Below are 14,289 nucleotides of genomic sequence, written 5' to 3'. Positions count from 1 at the left end.
GTGATATTGGCGGTATTTGGTCGCTTAGGAGGAGTCGCGAAGTAAATCTACTATTCTTAGATATTGTAAGCGTCATGACTCAAGAAAGTGGCGTTTTCAAGTAAGAAATCTAACAAGGTTTCGGCCTGTAGCGTGAGTGCGCGGTCTTTTAAAGATTGAACCTTAACCGTCGCCTTCGATAGCATCTCCAACTCGGTCGCAACCACTTCAATCTGCCCTGACTTTATTTCATCGATCACCGTGAGCTTAGGCATAAAGGTGACACCCAACCCTGCTGAAACAAAGTTAGTCAGTGCAGTGACTGAGTTCGTCTGAAGCTTAGGTTCTAACGTGAAATGTGACATTTGCTCGGCATGCTTGACCAATCGACCCATCCCTGTTGAGTTGTCGATCAACGCCAAAGACACATCCTTAATATCTTGCAGTGTCACAGGTGCTTCTTTCATCGTAAGGAAGTGCCCCTTCGGAGCAATCAATTCGAGCGGATGGCTACGTTCAACGTGGGAGTGCAGTTTAGGATGTGGAGCAGAAGCATAGGTTATTGCGAAGTCTATCTGTTGATCTTCCAACATCTTGACCGCGTCCAATGCCCCTGCAATTTCAATAGAAAGGTTGATATCAGGATAACGGGTCATAAAGGTTTGCATCGGCTTTGACACCAAGTTGGTAATAAACCCTTCACCGATGGCAATACTGACACTGCCTCCTTTGAGGTTTTTAAGCTTGGCTAGTCGAGTAAGCACTGCAGCCTCTCCACGAACAATGGAACGATAGTAATGCAGCAGCTCATTACCCGCCTCAGTTAACAGTGATTGGCGGTTGTTGCGTTCCCAAACTTTCATTCCCGCTTGCGCTTCGAGCTGGGTCAGCATTCTGCTCATTGCAGCAGGGTCAACATTCATCATCTTGGATGCCTTACGCAATGAGCCATACTTAGACAACGCGTTTAAATACTCAAGAGCGCGGATATTAAAGTGATGCATTCAACTTCCTTGTGATTCGACTGACACTAGATCAAGCGTCTCACAAATTGGCTGCGAACATGTATCCCATTTTATCAAGAACGTATTTACACTTACTAACTTGTGCACCGAGTCACTTCAAGACAGCTAAAGGCTCATGCTCGTTTATTCGATCTACTCTTGATAGACAGATGGAAAGAGCTTAAAGAACCTGTTTGAAACCGCTTAACGAAACATTTTCGATGACATGGCACCTTTGAAGTTCGGCTTTCACTTGAGTAATACCAATCACAGTAAATAAGTGATCAAACATAGCGTAGGAAAAAAGCTTGAGAACAAGGCAGAATTTTTCGATAAGTAGTTATTCTACAATCAAAAATTCTAACGAAGTTATCGAGGTTTTTAACAAGCTAGGGTGACCAGTTATTTACTACGATTGGTATAATACCAATCACAGTAAGCAAGTGGTCATAAATAGCGTTGGAAGGCGTGATAACTAGGCAAAGGACTTTGGGCTAGAGATAGAGATAGAGATAGAGATAAAATATAGGTGCTCTAAAACGAGAAAACCCCAGCATTTCTGCTAGGGTTTTGAATAGTGGTGGAAGGATGGGGATTTGAACCCCAGATACGCTATAAACGTATACTCGCTTTCCAGGCGAGCGCCTTAAGCCACTCAGCCATCCTTCCACAAATTGTGTGTTGAGCTTGTCACTCAACGAGGCGCTACTTTATTGATTCTGCTTGCTTTGGTCAAGAGGCATTATCAAAAAAAGTGCCTTTTTCAGTTTGTTCGATTACAAATTAACTCATTAGATCAAAAACAAACCAAATTTCATTCTATCGTTGTACTTACGCTTGTTGCTTTTCTTAAGCTTGTTGATAGTAGCCCGGAACTCTAAACCATTTACGGCACATATCTAAGAAATAACCGTACAGCACGCCCATACCACATGAGATAACAGCGTTACTGGTGACAGCCGTAACAATCTGGTCGCTCGAAGCACCTACTGCCAATAAAATACCGGCATACACAGGTGACTGGAATAACACGTACGCCACCAAGTCAGACAAATTTTTCATCAATGAGTTTTGTGAAAGCTTTGCGCCGTTACGCAAGAACCAATCACGAAAGACTCCATAAGGCCAAGCGATAGCTATGTTTACCGGAATAGATAACGTTCGAGAAGCAAGAGACTGCTCAAACGTCATACCAGAAATAAACACTTCAACAATCATTCCAGAAATAAAACAGAAAACGACCATAGCGAATGTATCCGCAGCTGCGTTTCGAATACAGAATGGACCACGAGACTTCATTGACGATAAACCTAAAATATATCACTACTTAATTGGTGATTTAACAACACATAAACAAGGCTAGATTACACCTAGCCAGATAATGTCACTATTAAATCACAATATAAGCAGTCATACACTCCAAATTAAAAATAAAGTTGTAAATTAACAACCAAAAACCACTTTAAAAGCAGTCACTTCCACCAACAAAACCCACAAAGGTCAAATAACGAGCGATTTGTTATTATATTTCCGTAATTAAACAACAACTATGCCATAGGAAGATTTACCGTAATGCTATTGATGATTTCTTGTTCAGGAGTGAAACCGAGAGAAACCTGCTCTAAAGCTTTATCGACGTGATCTGTGAGCTTTGCATTATTCATAGGTTCAGCATGAACACGCAAGCTCTCTAATGCAGACTTAATCAGCGCTAAGTTATTATCTTCGAGCGCAACGTACAGCGTGACGAGTAGCTCTTCGGTGTTATCTTTGTTTCGTAGATCAGGTTTAGGTAGTGCCTCGCTGTTACTTTGCGAATCGTTTTTTTCCACACCCAGGCAATCAAGATCATGAGCTTTAACTTCATGGTATTGGTAAAGCTTGTTTGAATAGCGGAATAACGCATCATCCAACTCTCGCTCATCAATCGGCTTGGCAATAATATAATCCACACCCGCACCAAGCATACGTTCGCGAGTCTCTTTAAAGACATCAGCCGTACAACCAAACACCAGTACCGATGATATCTCACCTATCAAAGCTCGAATTGCAGTGGTTGATTCAACGCCGTCCATCACTGGCATATGGTTATCCATTAATACCAAATCAAAGCGCTCAGCCACCACGGCTTGTATCGCAAGTTCACCATTTTCGACGCTCTTACAAGTAAAGCCTTTACTGCTCATGAAAGTTTCAATAATGACGGTATTGGTTCGGTTATCTTCGACAATCAGTACCTTCAAGCCAGAGTAATCTAACTTCTTATGTGGCAAGCTCTCTATTTCGCCAGGCTGGCAAGGTTTAATCTTCAAGCGAACATCGAAGCTGGTGCCTATCCCTTCTTCACTGGTGACGCTAATACTGCCCTCCATCAATTGGGCAATTTTCTTCACAATCGCCAACCCGAGACCAGTACCGCCAAAGCGTCTCGTAGTCGAAGACCCAGCTTGTTCAAACGGTTTAAAAATACGTTTTTGTGCTTCTTTAGATATACCAATACCGGTGTCGCGAACTCGAATACTAAGGTAGGTGTCACTCCCCTCTACGACTTCTTTAAGATACACCTCGACAAAGCCTCGAGAGGTAAACTTGACTGCGTTGTTTAAGAGGTTAAATAAAATTTGGCGAAGGCGTGCTTTGTCTGAGAAGTACCAACGGCCAGAAGGCACTTCGGAGTACACTTTGAATTGAAGCCCTTTCTCGGAAGACAATGTGTAATAGACACTGTTGATACTTCCTATAATTGAATCAAGCGGGAATCGTGTTTCATCCAGGTCTAACCGACCCTGCTCTATCTTTGAAAAATCCAAAATTTCATTGAGTAACGTCATCATATGATCACCCGAATCATACAGGCTCTTAAGATGCTTCTCTTGCTCTGTGCTCAAAGGGGTTTTCAGTAAGATCTGAGCCGTTCCTAATACACCATTCATCGGGGTACGAATTTCGTGTGACAAGGTCGCAAGAAAGGCCGTTTTGGCATTGGTTGATGCTTGAGCTTTAACCTTCTCAGCTTCGAGATAGATGGTTTTTTCGTTGAAGGTTTTGATCAAATGTCCGATTTCATCATCACTAGAGTAGTCAACATCGATGATCTCGCCCGCTTTAGAACTATCAACTTGGGCGGCAATCGTTGTGATTGGGCTTATCAAATAGCGGTTCAGTAAGTAATAACCGGCCATGACACACAACAACAACAGCGGCACAATACCGCCTTCAACGCTCATTACCTGACGAAACACTTCGTCTGCTACTCGTGATTTTGAGTTGACGACATCCACTTGCCATCCAAACTCTCCAAATTGGTTACTACTAATATAAATCCCATCAACGAGATTGAAGTTATGAGAAACCAACACTTGGTTGAGTTTGTCTCTTAGAGTAATACCAAGGTTGTATTCTTCCGCATGGTTCTTGATAAAGCCGAGCAACTCTTCGAGTGAGAGATCCACCGTCGCGACACCTGCAAAAGTTCCATCGTAATAGTAAGGTGAAGATGCTGTGATCATTTGAACATGTGTATATGGGTCAATATACACATTGCTCCATGCAATGGTTCCCTGCGCTTTGTTTACTACAGATGTATACCAATATTCGTTCTGATAAGGCGCATTTTGGGGGTTGTTATAAGAAAAGAGCTGGTCAATATCACCATCGTCGGCTTTGTTGAAAAAATAACTGTTAAGGATTTTATCAGAATCCAATGCATGCGGTTCTGGCCAAATACCTGCGCTGACGATCGTGTCATCGCTCGCCGCCAACATTGACTTAATAAATAACGGTATAACATCAGTATCACTGCGCTGCGCCTGAGCGAAACCAACCAAACTATCAACAAAACCTTGAGAGCTGCCGAGGGGTGCTGTAATCAATTCCGATAACAGTTGTGTACGTAAGTCGAGGTTTTGTTGCAACTTAGCGCGTACAGGAGATTCTACGACGTAATACGTCACACTACCGACAATAGCAATGAACATTGCGAGGTATACACCAAGCGCTACCATACTTTTTTTCTTGAGAGACGAGCGTATTTGCATAATTATCTTGTTATTTTCTTTTCTGTTTAACCTAGTGTTTATCACTAATGACATCAAGCGTTTTTAGATGAAGCTTGATTGGCGCAAGTTCATTGGTACTATAAGCACAAATATGTTCCCTTTTACGGTACCTCACTTTGACTTTACAAGATATTCTTGCGCTTCCAGAGTTGGAAGGAAAGCTAATCACAGAACACAAAACCATGGGCTTTGTCACTGCAATGGCAGCCGCTCCAAATGTGTTAACCCCTCATGAATGGCTGCCATTCCTTTGGGGTGGTGAAGAAGTCGCACCTTTTACCGATGGTGAACAGCTGGAAAGCTACATTGAAGTTATCATCGCGCTTTGGAACAAAACCCGCCCAGAACTGATCGAAGGTACTTGGGGTTGGCCCGAAGCTTGTCAATTAGACGATGCAGAAGTTGTAAACACAGCCGCTCGCGATTTTTGTGAAGGCTTACTTCAAGGCTGGCAGATTGCCCGTGATGATTGGGAAACACTGATGCCCGAAGACAGTGAAGACAACGCACTGGTCGGCGGCGTGTTGCTTTCACTCAGCATGCTTTACAATCCAGAAACTTCCATTGCTACGCTTGCAGAACAAGGCATCGAAGGCCTTGAGCAATTTGAAGAGATCTTTAACGCTGTGCCAGTGATGCTTTGCGGGTTAACGCAACGCGGTATCGCATTAGCCGAAGCACAATAATTTTCCATTCTCTCTAAAGCGAGAGATATAAAAGAAATAAGCTGCGCTATATTCGAACGATAGTAAGAAGGCCTCACAATGAGGCCTTCTTTCGTTTCAGGTGACACTAAATAGCCGTCTAAAAGCCTTTCCAATCGAAATGATCAATTCGCTCATCGGCAATGTAAAACAACTTAGTACCGCTGCTGACAACTTGGTCTAACTCCGGATTAAGCTCTATACCACTCCCCGTATCAATCGCGATCAGCGTTGCTTTATACTTCTCTTTGAATACAGAGAAAATAGGCGCAACGGTTACAGGTTCGGCATCTTTAGGGTAATACGTCGAATACTGTGTCATACCTCTAGTTGAGCTTAAAAGCTCTTGATGAAGCGCACTTGAACCGGGATCAACCGCAGCTTTAGCCAGCATTTCGGCACCCACTGCCGGAATACATTCAGAGTTTGGGCAATGTTGATGCAGTAAATCGCTCAACGCCTCATCTTTAAAGTAAACCAGAAGATGAGCCTTAGGGTTTCGGTTCGCACAATAAAGCGCTGCAGACAGCGTGATGTCGTCTTCGGGGTTATCAATAAGAATACAGCTGGCTGACTCAATGCCCGTTTTCTCCATCTCTTTACCATCGGTGTAGCTGTTTACCTTAACGAAATTGATCTCACCGGGTAACGGATTTTCGATATCTGAACGCGTACATAATACGATTGGTCGCTTGCCCGTTTCTTCATGTTGCAGCATACGGATGAGATGAATGGTTCTTTGTTCATTCCACCCCAACATCAAAATGTGGTTTTCCACTCTAACTCTCCTTTTACCTAACAAGCCCGCTCGCCAATATTCAACACCTTCTGTTGCCACCTTACCCAGTAAAGCAGCGAAAAGGCTGAGCCCTCCAGGGATAACAAACAAAATAACAATCCATCGCCCCGCTTCCGTTGTCGGTGACAAATCGCCATAACCAACCGTAGAAGCCGTCACGACTAAATAGTATGCAAATGTAGTAAACGAGTTGGTTAAGTCCGTTTCACCCGCTAAATACAATGTCGACCACGATAAAAACACGTAGCCGAGGAAAGTAAACAGTAGGTTTTTGCCATTCAAAACAAAGATATTCGCTTTGACCCAACGTTTGAGTTGTAACCAGATTATCATTAGAGCCTCTAATCCATTTCTCTTAATTACATGCTAGAAAAAATAAATGATATCAACAAGATGTATCTTAAGAAAAAGGCACATGAGCCCAAAATAATGCCAATAGTCCACATTTAGGTACAAAAAGACTTAGAAATATATACAAACAATTTCTTGGATCAAATCAAGCTTGGCGAGGTTCGCGTACCAATGTATAAACTTTACCTTGCTTAAAAAAGAAATACACACACAGATTTAGTGCTTCGCCAAACGCCTTTTCTCCGCGCTCACACAGTTGAAAATGTGCCTCGCCTTTATCCATATCGATACTCATTAGCTTTGAGTCGCTGAACTCTAAATAAGTCTTAACATAGGGATAGATGGCTTTAAAAATACTTTCCTTAGCAGAGAACACTAAGGTGACAAACCATTGAATGGGAAGGTGAGTCCCGGCTAAGTGCTTTATTTCTTGAGGGCTAACAAACATAGGCATGAGTGACATAACCTGGTTTTCGTTGATGAGCTCTTCAACATCCAAACCAACAAAGCTCACGTCACTTAATGAACTGACCGTCGCTACCGCTAGATCATCGGTATGAGAAATGCTTCCAATCCAACCCTCGGGCCAAACCGGTGATCGGTGTTCACCGATGGGCAGTTCGAGGCAATCACACCCTTCAATGCGTAATGCGTGCAATGCCGCCCTGCGACCGGCAATAAACTCCGCTTTTCGTTTAGTTACTGAACGCTTCATTTCATTTGGTAACGCGACGTCAAGTTCTTGAAAAAGGCAATCTGTATACCTTTGTCGTTCAAAGTGGTACTGCCAAACCTTAATATTTTGCGAACCAAAGGTGAGCAATTGCAAACCTGACAAAAAAGTCATACGAGTTACTTCCCCAGAGGCACAATCAATGGAGTATGACTTACAGGATCATCAATAATAACGCTATCTAAGCCAAATACTTGCTTAACGAGTTTGGCGTCAATTAAAGACTTAGGTTCGCCTTGCGCGACAATTTCTCCACCAGCAAATGCAATCAGGTGATCTGCATAACGACAGGCTTGATTCAAATCATGCAGCACGGCAACGATAGTATGTTTTTTTTCTCTATTGAGGCTACGGAACAACTCCAACAAATCAATCTGGTGTGCGACGTCTAAATAAGTTGTTGGCTCATCAAGTAATACTATCGGTGTCTTTTGCGCTAATACCATGGCGATCCAAACTCGTTGTTTCTGACCTCCAGAGAGTTCATCGACCTGCCTCTCGGCCAAATCGGTGACACCAGTATCTTCCATCGCTTGAAAGACCGCCTCTTGATCATCTAAGCTCCACTGCTTAAACAGTTTTTGATGCGGGTAGCGACCTCTTGCCACCAAATCAACGACTCGAATCCCTTCAGGAGCTTGTGAGCTTTGCGGCAGTAACCCTAACTCTCTCGCCAACTCTTTAGCTGGCACCTTTTGAATATTCTGACCATCAAGACAAATTTTACCTTGAGAAGGTTTCAACAAGCGGCACAAGCTTCTCAATAAGGTAGACTTTCCGCACCCGTTGGGTCCGACAATGACCGTAAATTTACCTTCAGGAATATTAAGTTCGAGATTTTCACAAATAACGCGATTATCGTATGCAAGTTTAAGGTTATTTCCATTTAGTCGAGAGGTAATGTTGGATTTAACCGGTGTCGATAGGCTCATAAACTTCTGATTCATTTAAGTTAAACAATATCCCCTAAGTAACCTTTAGCTATTTGCTTATTTAGCCAATTAGCTGTTTGATTGCTTAACTCAATAGCTCTAGCCATTCAGTTACTTGGGAAAGCGCAGCATCAAGAATAGACTTGATGCTGCTCAAGGTTACGCATGGTTTCTTGGACGAGTAATCTACCTACGGTTTTAGAACATTGCGGGTTCAACCACGCGGTCTTTAATTGCTTCGAGCAACTGATCCCCCTTTGAGCTCAAAGCAAATTCTGCAAACAGAGCTCTTAGTGTGTCACACAGAAGATCAACCTGAGCTTGACTGTAGTTTTCAGTAAGGTAGCTCATCATTACACGTAGCACCTGCTCATCATTGACGGTTTCTTCTAACACTTCGAACTGAAGTCCTAAACCAGATTCGCTTCGATCTGAATCAACCTGCTGGAAGTTGATTTTGTCACCATTAGACAATTCAAAAGCACCACTAAATTTACTTTTGGCGTGAAGTTGAATAAAGACTTCGAACATGTGCCCATCCACATCGGGATCCCCCCCAACCAAACCCTCTTCAATAAGGTCGATAGGAATATCGCCATATGGCATAGAATCATTAATCGTATGTTTCACTTGGGCTACCAGTTCAGCCACCGTACGGACGCGTTCAAAATTCACTAAATGCGCCACTACGGTGGTGAAGTAACCTATCGTGTCATAATACTCAACGTCTTGTCGGCCCGAAGCCGAGGTTCCTACTATGAGCTTATTGGGTGCACCAACAACATTGAGTGCCGCTGCAATAGATGCATAAACAACATTGAATAGCGATGCGCTTTGCTGCTTGGCAAGTGCATATAACCCATCCCTTACGTTATCTTCAATTTCAACGATAACCCAACCACCTTTAGCCCCTTGAGGATCAGCCTTCTCTGATAAAGGGTGACTCTTAGGGAATATAGGGGTAGACCACGGCACATCTTTTAGATTATCCAACCAATAATCGAGGTGCTTCTGATGTGTTCCAGAACCTCTCTGCATACGAGCATACTCGTGCATTGGAAGAGCTTCATGTCTCCATTCCGGTGATTGACCTTGAACGCGCAGTTTATAAGCTAAATTAAGCTCATCCATCATCAAATTCACTGACCATTCATCTTGAACAATATGGTGGAACAAGAAGGACAAGAACTGCTGCCCCGTATCCTTGCAACGGATGAATCTTACTCGAAGAGGGAACTCCTTCTCTAAATCAAAGGGATGGATTGCCTCTTGTTTAAGAAACTCATCCCTATCTTCGATTTCACATTCATCTGAAGTCCAAAACCATTTGTAATTGCCGATGTCACTGACATCAACCACTTGTTGGCATGGATTACCATTATGTTCATAAAAATGGCTTCTTAGAGTGGCATGACGAACTAGAATATCGCGGCAAGCTTCCCCAAAAGCCACTTCATCCAATTCATCGAAAAAGCGTAAAACAAACGGTAAGTTAAAAATCGTATTGAGTCCAAATTTGGCGTATTTTGGAATCGCCTTCCACAGAGAATTCTGAGCGAGTGACAATGGAGCAAGTGTAGAACCAACATCGGTAAGAGATGCCGAAGACTCAATAAACTCGGTACTTTTCGGCACAGCTTGTTCGGCAAGCGATTGAGCCGTCGGGTTGCCAAAAAGATCATTAATGCTGATTTCAATACTATGGTGAGTCAGCAAGCGACCAATAACTCGAGTTGCAATCAATGAGTGCCCTCCGAAGTCAAAGAAATCGTCCGTTACTGTCATCGTATCCGAAGCTAACGCCTCTTTAAACTCAGCCAAAATGAGTTCGGCAGTAGAATTTATCTCAGAAACGGGACTTGATGCTTCAACTGATGTCGGCATAACCGTGGGATTTATTGGCTTAGCGCGCTTAGCCAGTTCAGTCGCAGTTCGGTAGGTGAATAAGTCTTCAATACTCACTTCAATCCCATGGTCCTTCAACAAGCGACCAATGACTCGAGTACCAATAAGCGAATGACCACCAAAATCAAAGAAGTCATCGTCTTTGTTCATGCTTTCTATAGAAAGTGCATCTCTAAATTCAGCGAGTATTGTCTTTTCAAAAATTGAAAATGGCTCGGCACTTTCATCCACCAACGGTGCTGCTTTTACATCCAGCTTTGCCAATGCAGGTTTAGTGACTTTTTGGCCATCAATGTAGGCAATAAATTGCTCAAATAGAAACGCTCCTAAGTGAGGAGAAACCGTTGCCCCCGTAACTAACTCAAATGACAGGGCACCTTGTCGGTTAATACCAACCGCAAGAGAGACTTCAAACTTCGGATGAAGCGGTGCAGTCGGTAATTTCACAGCCTCTACATCGTCAAGTGACAAATAGTCAGCGGGGTCTACAAGCCAAGTCACTAAGGCTGCTGATTGAGAAAACTCTGTTGACTCGATGGTCTGAGACTGAGCCGCGGTTAGTTTCATAGTAAGGTCGCCAACAGCTTGGCCTAAGTCTGAAATTGGCTGCCCTAAACTGAGATAAGTCAAACCAGTCTCAATCATCGCACCATTAATTTCTCGATTTTTCTGACTGAAATCAACCGGCATGAACACATCAAGACTATCGAGATCATTAGACTCGGTGATGTAACGAGCGAACAGCACCGCAGTAGCTGAGAGGATTTCTACTTCGTTCATTGTCCTACCAAGGCGGTTCTCGAAGGTCTCTCTTTGAATAGAAGTCGTAAACTTACGTGGTACTGATGCTTGTAAATACGAACAAACATTTTCACTGACACCGGTTTGTACTAAGTCAATATCCTGTGTAGAGCGCTTAATCCATGGCAAACAAGATGTCGAAAGAGCTTCAAGCTTTTGAATTGGCGTGAAACCTCCTATATTTGTGGGCTGCTTTCTCTGCTCTATGGTGCAAAGGCCATGATTATATAAAGCACTCACAACTTCGAATATTTCTTTCCAGCACACTTCACCACTCAAAATTTGGTGAGAAACTACACCTAACACCACATCTTGCTCTGCGCAAATGTAAACCGTAAATTGGATTCCTGACTGAGATTCAAGCGCTATAGGGGTTGATTGATTAGCTTGCAGGTGGGAAATAGCATCTTGAACTGAATCAACAGCTTCAATATTAATCGTCTGCGAAAATTCATTACCGTGAAATTTAACTAAACCAGCATCCTCATCAAATTGATAAGAAACATTAAGGGATGGGACGAATTGAGAAAGTTTACTCAACGAAGAAACCAAGCGACCAATGTTGACTTCCCCTGTTAGACGGTAAGCAGCTGAGTATTGAGCAGAATCATCATGCTGCTGGTGGTGCATCCAAACTCGTTCTTCAAAATCTGTCACTGCGTTGCCAAATCCACTCTTTTCCTTCGAGTGATGCGAGTTAAATATCATTTTCCTTTCTCCTGTCTGAAAGAATTCAGAACTGTCCTTTTTGAAGCTAAAGCTGCCTTTAAAGTACAAGTATTCTGGGGGAGGCTCTAAGCTCTACGCTTATTAAAATCAGTGGCTTACTTTATTCTCAATAAAACTTAATGTAAAGCATTCTCATTTGCATTAATTGAGATATGTGTACCTATGCTTAAAACTGGCGAGATCGGGTCAATAGCCAAATTAAATATATGCCACCTACAATACCCGTCATCCTGCCTATCGGCACGCTTGCTTGAAAAGGCAACCATTGAATTAAAACATCCGCAGTTAAGACCAACAACGCGCCCATAAGAGCTGAGGAGAACAAGGATAATGCTCGCGACTTTCTCAATCGACCAACTAATTGAGGAGCAGCAAGGGCAATAAAGGCAATAGGCCCAGCAGCTCCTGTCGCGAATGCGGCTAAGACCACAGCAAAGAAAATCATAGAAAGACGGACTCGCTCTACTCGGATACCCAGCTGAGTTGCGATGTCATCCCCCATCTCTATCATGGCAAGCGCACGCTTTAGTATCATCATAAAAGGGAGGAGGAGAAATACCCCAATAAGTACAGGATAAACATGTGTCCATGTCCTAGCATGCAGTGATCCTGCAAGCCATAGATTAGCCAAAATGGCATTGTCTAAATTACCCTTAACTAACATCAGGCTGTTCAGCGCACTCAAAATGGACCCGACCCCAATACCAGTGAGTATTAAGCGATACCCTCCAACCACTCCTGCTTTTACCGCGAGTAAGTAAACGATAACAGCCGTGATTACTCCGCCGACTATCGCCGCGATTGCCACTTCGATAGCCCCTTGCTCAAACAAAACTATTTGAGCAATTGCCCCGGTAGCAGCCCCCGTTGTAAAGCCAATGACATCAGGAGAACCAAGAGCATTTCTTGATACCGATTGAAATACCGCACCAGAAATGCCTAACGCAGCCCCAACAAAGACCGCAGTAAGAACCTTAGGTAGTCTTATGTTAAGAATTATTCGATCTTTTACGCCCCTCTCTCCAGCCCCAAGAATGATATCGGCCACTTGAGGCAACGAGATATTAAACTTACCCAATGTCATGGAATAAGTTGCAATAGCGCAAACTGATATCAACAAAATCAAAGCGATAAGTATATGAGACGGTTGATAACAGAAAGAAAACTGACCGAAGCGTACAACACTTCCCGAGCCAGAATTTTGAAGAGTGTAAGGCTCAATCATCATAGGAGAGATATCTTCCAACGTTTCACTAAGAATACAAAGAATGGCCCGCCGATTAGAGCAATCATAATACCTACACTGATCTCATTGGGATACCCGACGATCCGGCCTAGCACATCGGCGACAACCGCCAGAATGGATGCAATCAGTAAAGAGAAAGGCATCAACCATTTATGATCCGGCCCCGCCGCCATCCTTGCAATATGAGGGGCAGTAAGACCAACAAAGCTGATAGGACCAGCCGCCGCAGTAGAGGTCCCCGCTAAAACCACAATAGCAATAGAAGCAAAACACCATATTTTGATCGGGTTAACACCTAAGGCGTGACCAATATCGTCCCCTAACGAGACAGTATCTAAGGCTTTACTTAATGAAAATGCGATTACTAATCCAATGGCTATTAACATGGCAGCCGGGATCAAGACATCGTAACCTCGCCCTTGAAATGACCCCACAGCCCAATGTCTATATTGTTCAAACACCATTTCATTGCTGTTTATTGTGATCATATGAGTCAGTGCAAGCAACACAACCGACAAAGCAGTTCCCGCCAATACAACTCTTACAGGGTTAACCCCTTTATTGACCCCAGCAAGTGCAAAAACACCCGCTCCGGAAACAGCCGCCCCAAGTAAACCAAACCACATCACATAGGCCATATCATGGATGCCCAGAAAGGCTATCGCTGAGACTATGGCAACTGTCGCCCCCGCATTGACACCGAGTATCCCAGGATCTGCTAATGGGTTACGAGTTAAGCTTTGCATGATAACGCCAGCAACACCAAGCGCACCGCCAACAACTAAAGCTAACAAGGTGCGTGGAATTCGAAGGTGGACAACCAATAGATGATCACTGTTGGTTGGATCAAAAGAAAAAATCGCATCCAAAGTCACTACCGGCGATATGCAATGCGTGCCGATAAAAAGGCTAAAACACGAGGCAAAAAATAACAACACGACTCCCGCCATCAGCCATCGTCGTCGTTGTCCATTTCTTATCTGTTCAAATGCTTCTGCAGGACCAGCAATACTTGTCATTACGGACATCCTTTACCCATTGGCATTAG

The 14,289-nt window shown here is 43.4% G+C and carries 10 protein-coding genes and 1 tRNA gene; 1 reads left to right on the top strand and 10 read right to left on the bottom strand.

Features of this window, described 5'->3' with window-relative positions:
• Nucleotides 1–56: 56 nt before the first annotated feature.
• The 4 genes from ACED60_RS09065 to ACED60_RS09050 form a co-directional block, all read right to left on the bottom strand.
• On the bottom strand, nt 57–983 hold the full coding sequence (locus ACED60_RS09065) for a LysR family transcriptional regulator (protein ID WP_065678732.1): 927 nt from the start codon (nt 981–983) through the stop codon (nt 57–59).
• A 578-nt stretch (nt 984–1,561) separates the two neighbouring features.
• A tRNA-Ser gene (locus ACED60_RS09060) sits at nt 1,562–1,652 on the bottom strand.
• A 180-nt stretch (nt 1,653–1,832) separates the two neighbouring features.
• On the bottom strand, nt 1,833–2,282 hold the full coding sequence (locus ACED60_RS09055) for an L-alanine exporter AlaE (protein ID WP_371709341.1): 450 nt from the start codon (nt 2,280–2,282) through the stop codon (nt 1,833–1,835).
• A gap of 248 nt (nt 2,283–2,530) precedes the next feature.
• Nucleotides 2,531–4,987, bottom strand: a complete 2,457-nt coding sequence (locus ACED60_RS09050) for an ATP-binding protein (protein WP_371727361.1) — start codon at nt 4,985–4,987, stop codon at nt 2,531–2,533.
• A gap of 170 nt (nt 4,988–5,157) precedes the next feature.
• On the opposite strand from ACED60_RS09050, the gene ACED60_RS09045 reads away from it, so the two are divergent.
• The gene (locus ACED60_RS09045; protein ID WP_371727360.1) at nt 5,158–5,727 is read left to right on the top strand and encodes a UPF0149 family protein; all 570 of its coding nucleotides are present in this window, start codon (nt 5,158–5,160) and stop codon (nt 5,725–5,727) included.
• 118 nt (nt 5,728–5,845) lie between these two features.
• On the opposite strand, the gene ACED60_RS09040 is transcribed toward ACED60_RS09045, so the two are convergent.
• The 6 genes from ACED60_RS09040 to ACED60_RS09015 all read right to left on the bottom strand — a co-directional run bounded on the left by ACED60_RS09040 (nt 5,846) and on the right by ACED60_RS09015 (nt 14,260).
• The gene (locus tag ACED60_RS09040) at nt 5,846–6,877 is read right to left on the bottom strand and encodes a potassium channel family protein (RefSeq protein ID WP_009846405.1); all 1,032 of its coding nucleotides are present in this window, start codon (nt 6,875–6,877) and stop codon (nt 5,846–5,848) included.
• A gap of 163 nt (nt 6,878–7,040) precedes the next feature.
• Nucleotides 7,041–7,742 carry a 4'-phosphopantetheinyl transferase gene (locus ACED60_RS09035; RefSeq protein ID WP_009846404.1) on the bottom strand — a complete coding sequence of 234 codons (702 nt, stop codon included), beginning with the start codon at nt 7,740–7,742 and terminating at the stop codon, nt 7,041–7,043.
• Nucleotides 7,743–7,747: 5 nt separating this feature from the next.
• Nucleotides 7,748–8,560: an ABC transporter ATP-binding protein gene (locus tag ACED60_RS09030; protein ID WP_009846403.1), complete on the bottom strand. Its 813-nt coding sequence runs from the start codon at nt 8,558–8,560 to the stop codon at nt 7,748–7,750.
• 198 nt (nt 8,561–8,758) lie between these two features.
• Nucleotides 8,759–11,974, bottom strand: coding sequence for a condensation domain-containing protein (locus ACED60_RS09025; protein WP_371727359.1), 3,216 nt, complete (start codon nt 11,972–11,974; stop codon nt 8,759–8,761).
• A 187-nt stretch (nt 11,975–12,161) separates the two neighbouring features.
• Entirely contained in the window at nt 12,162–13,223 is a 1,062-nt protein-coding gene (locus tag ACED60_RS09020; RefSeq protein ID WP_102257351.1) for an iron chelate uptake ABC transporter family permease subunit, read from the bottom strand.
• Complete coding sequence (locus ACED60_RS09015) at nt 13,220–14,260, bottom strand: FecCD family ABC transporter permease (protein WP_371727358.1); 1,041 nt, start codon at nt 14,258–14,260, stop codon at nt 13,220–13,222. The genes ACED60_RS09020 and ACED60_RS09015 overlap by 4 nt, the downstream gene beginning before the upstream one ends.
• Between the last annotated feature and the right edge of the window lie 29 nt (nt 14,261–14,289).

Origin of the sequence: Vibrio sp. 1F279 (assembly GCF_041439815.1) — a bacterium.
Taxonomy (GTDB): domain Bacteria; phylum Pseudomonadota; class Gammaproteobacteria; order Enterobacterales; family Vibrionaceae; genus Vibrio; species Vibrio tasmaniensis_A.
The sequence above is the reverse complement of the archived record's forward strand: the minus strand, read 5'-3'. Positions and strand labels throughout refer to the sequence as shown.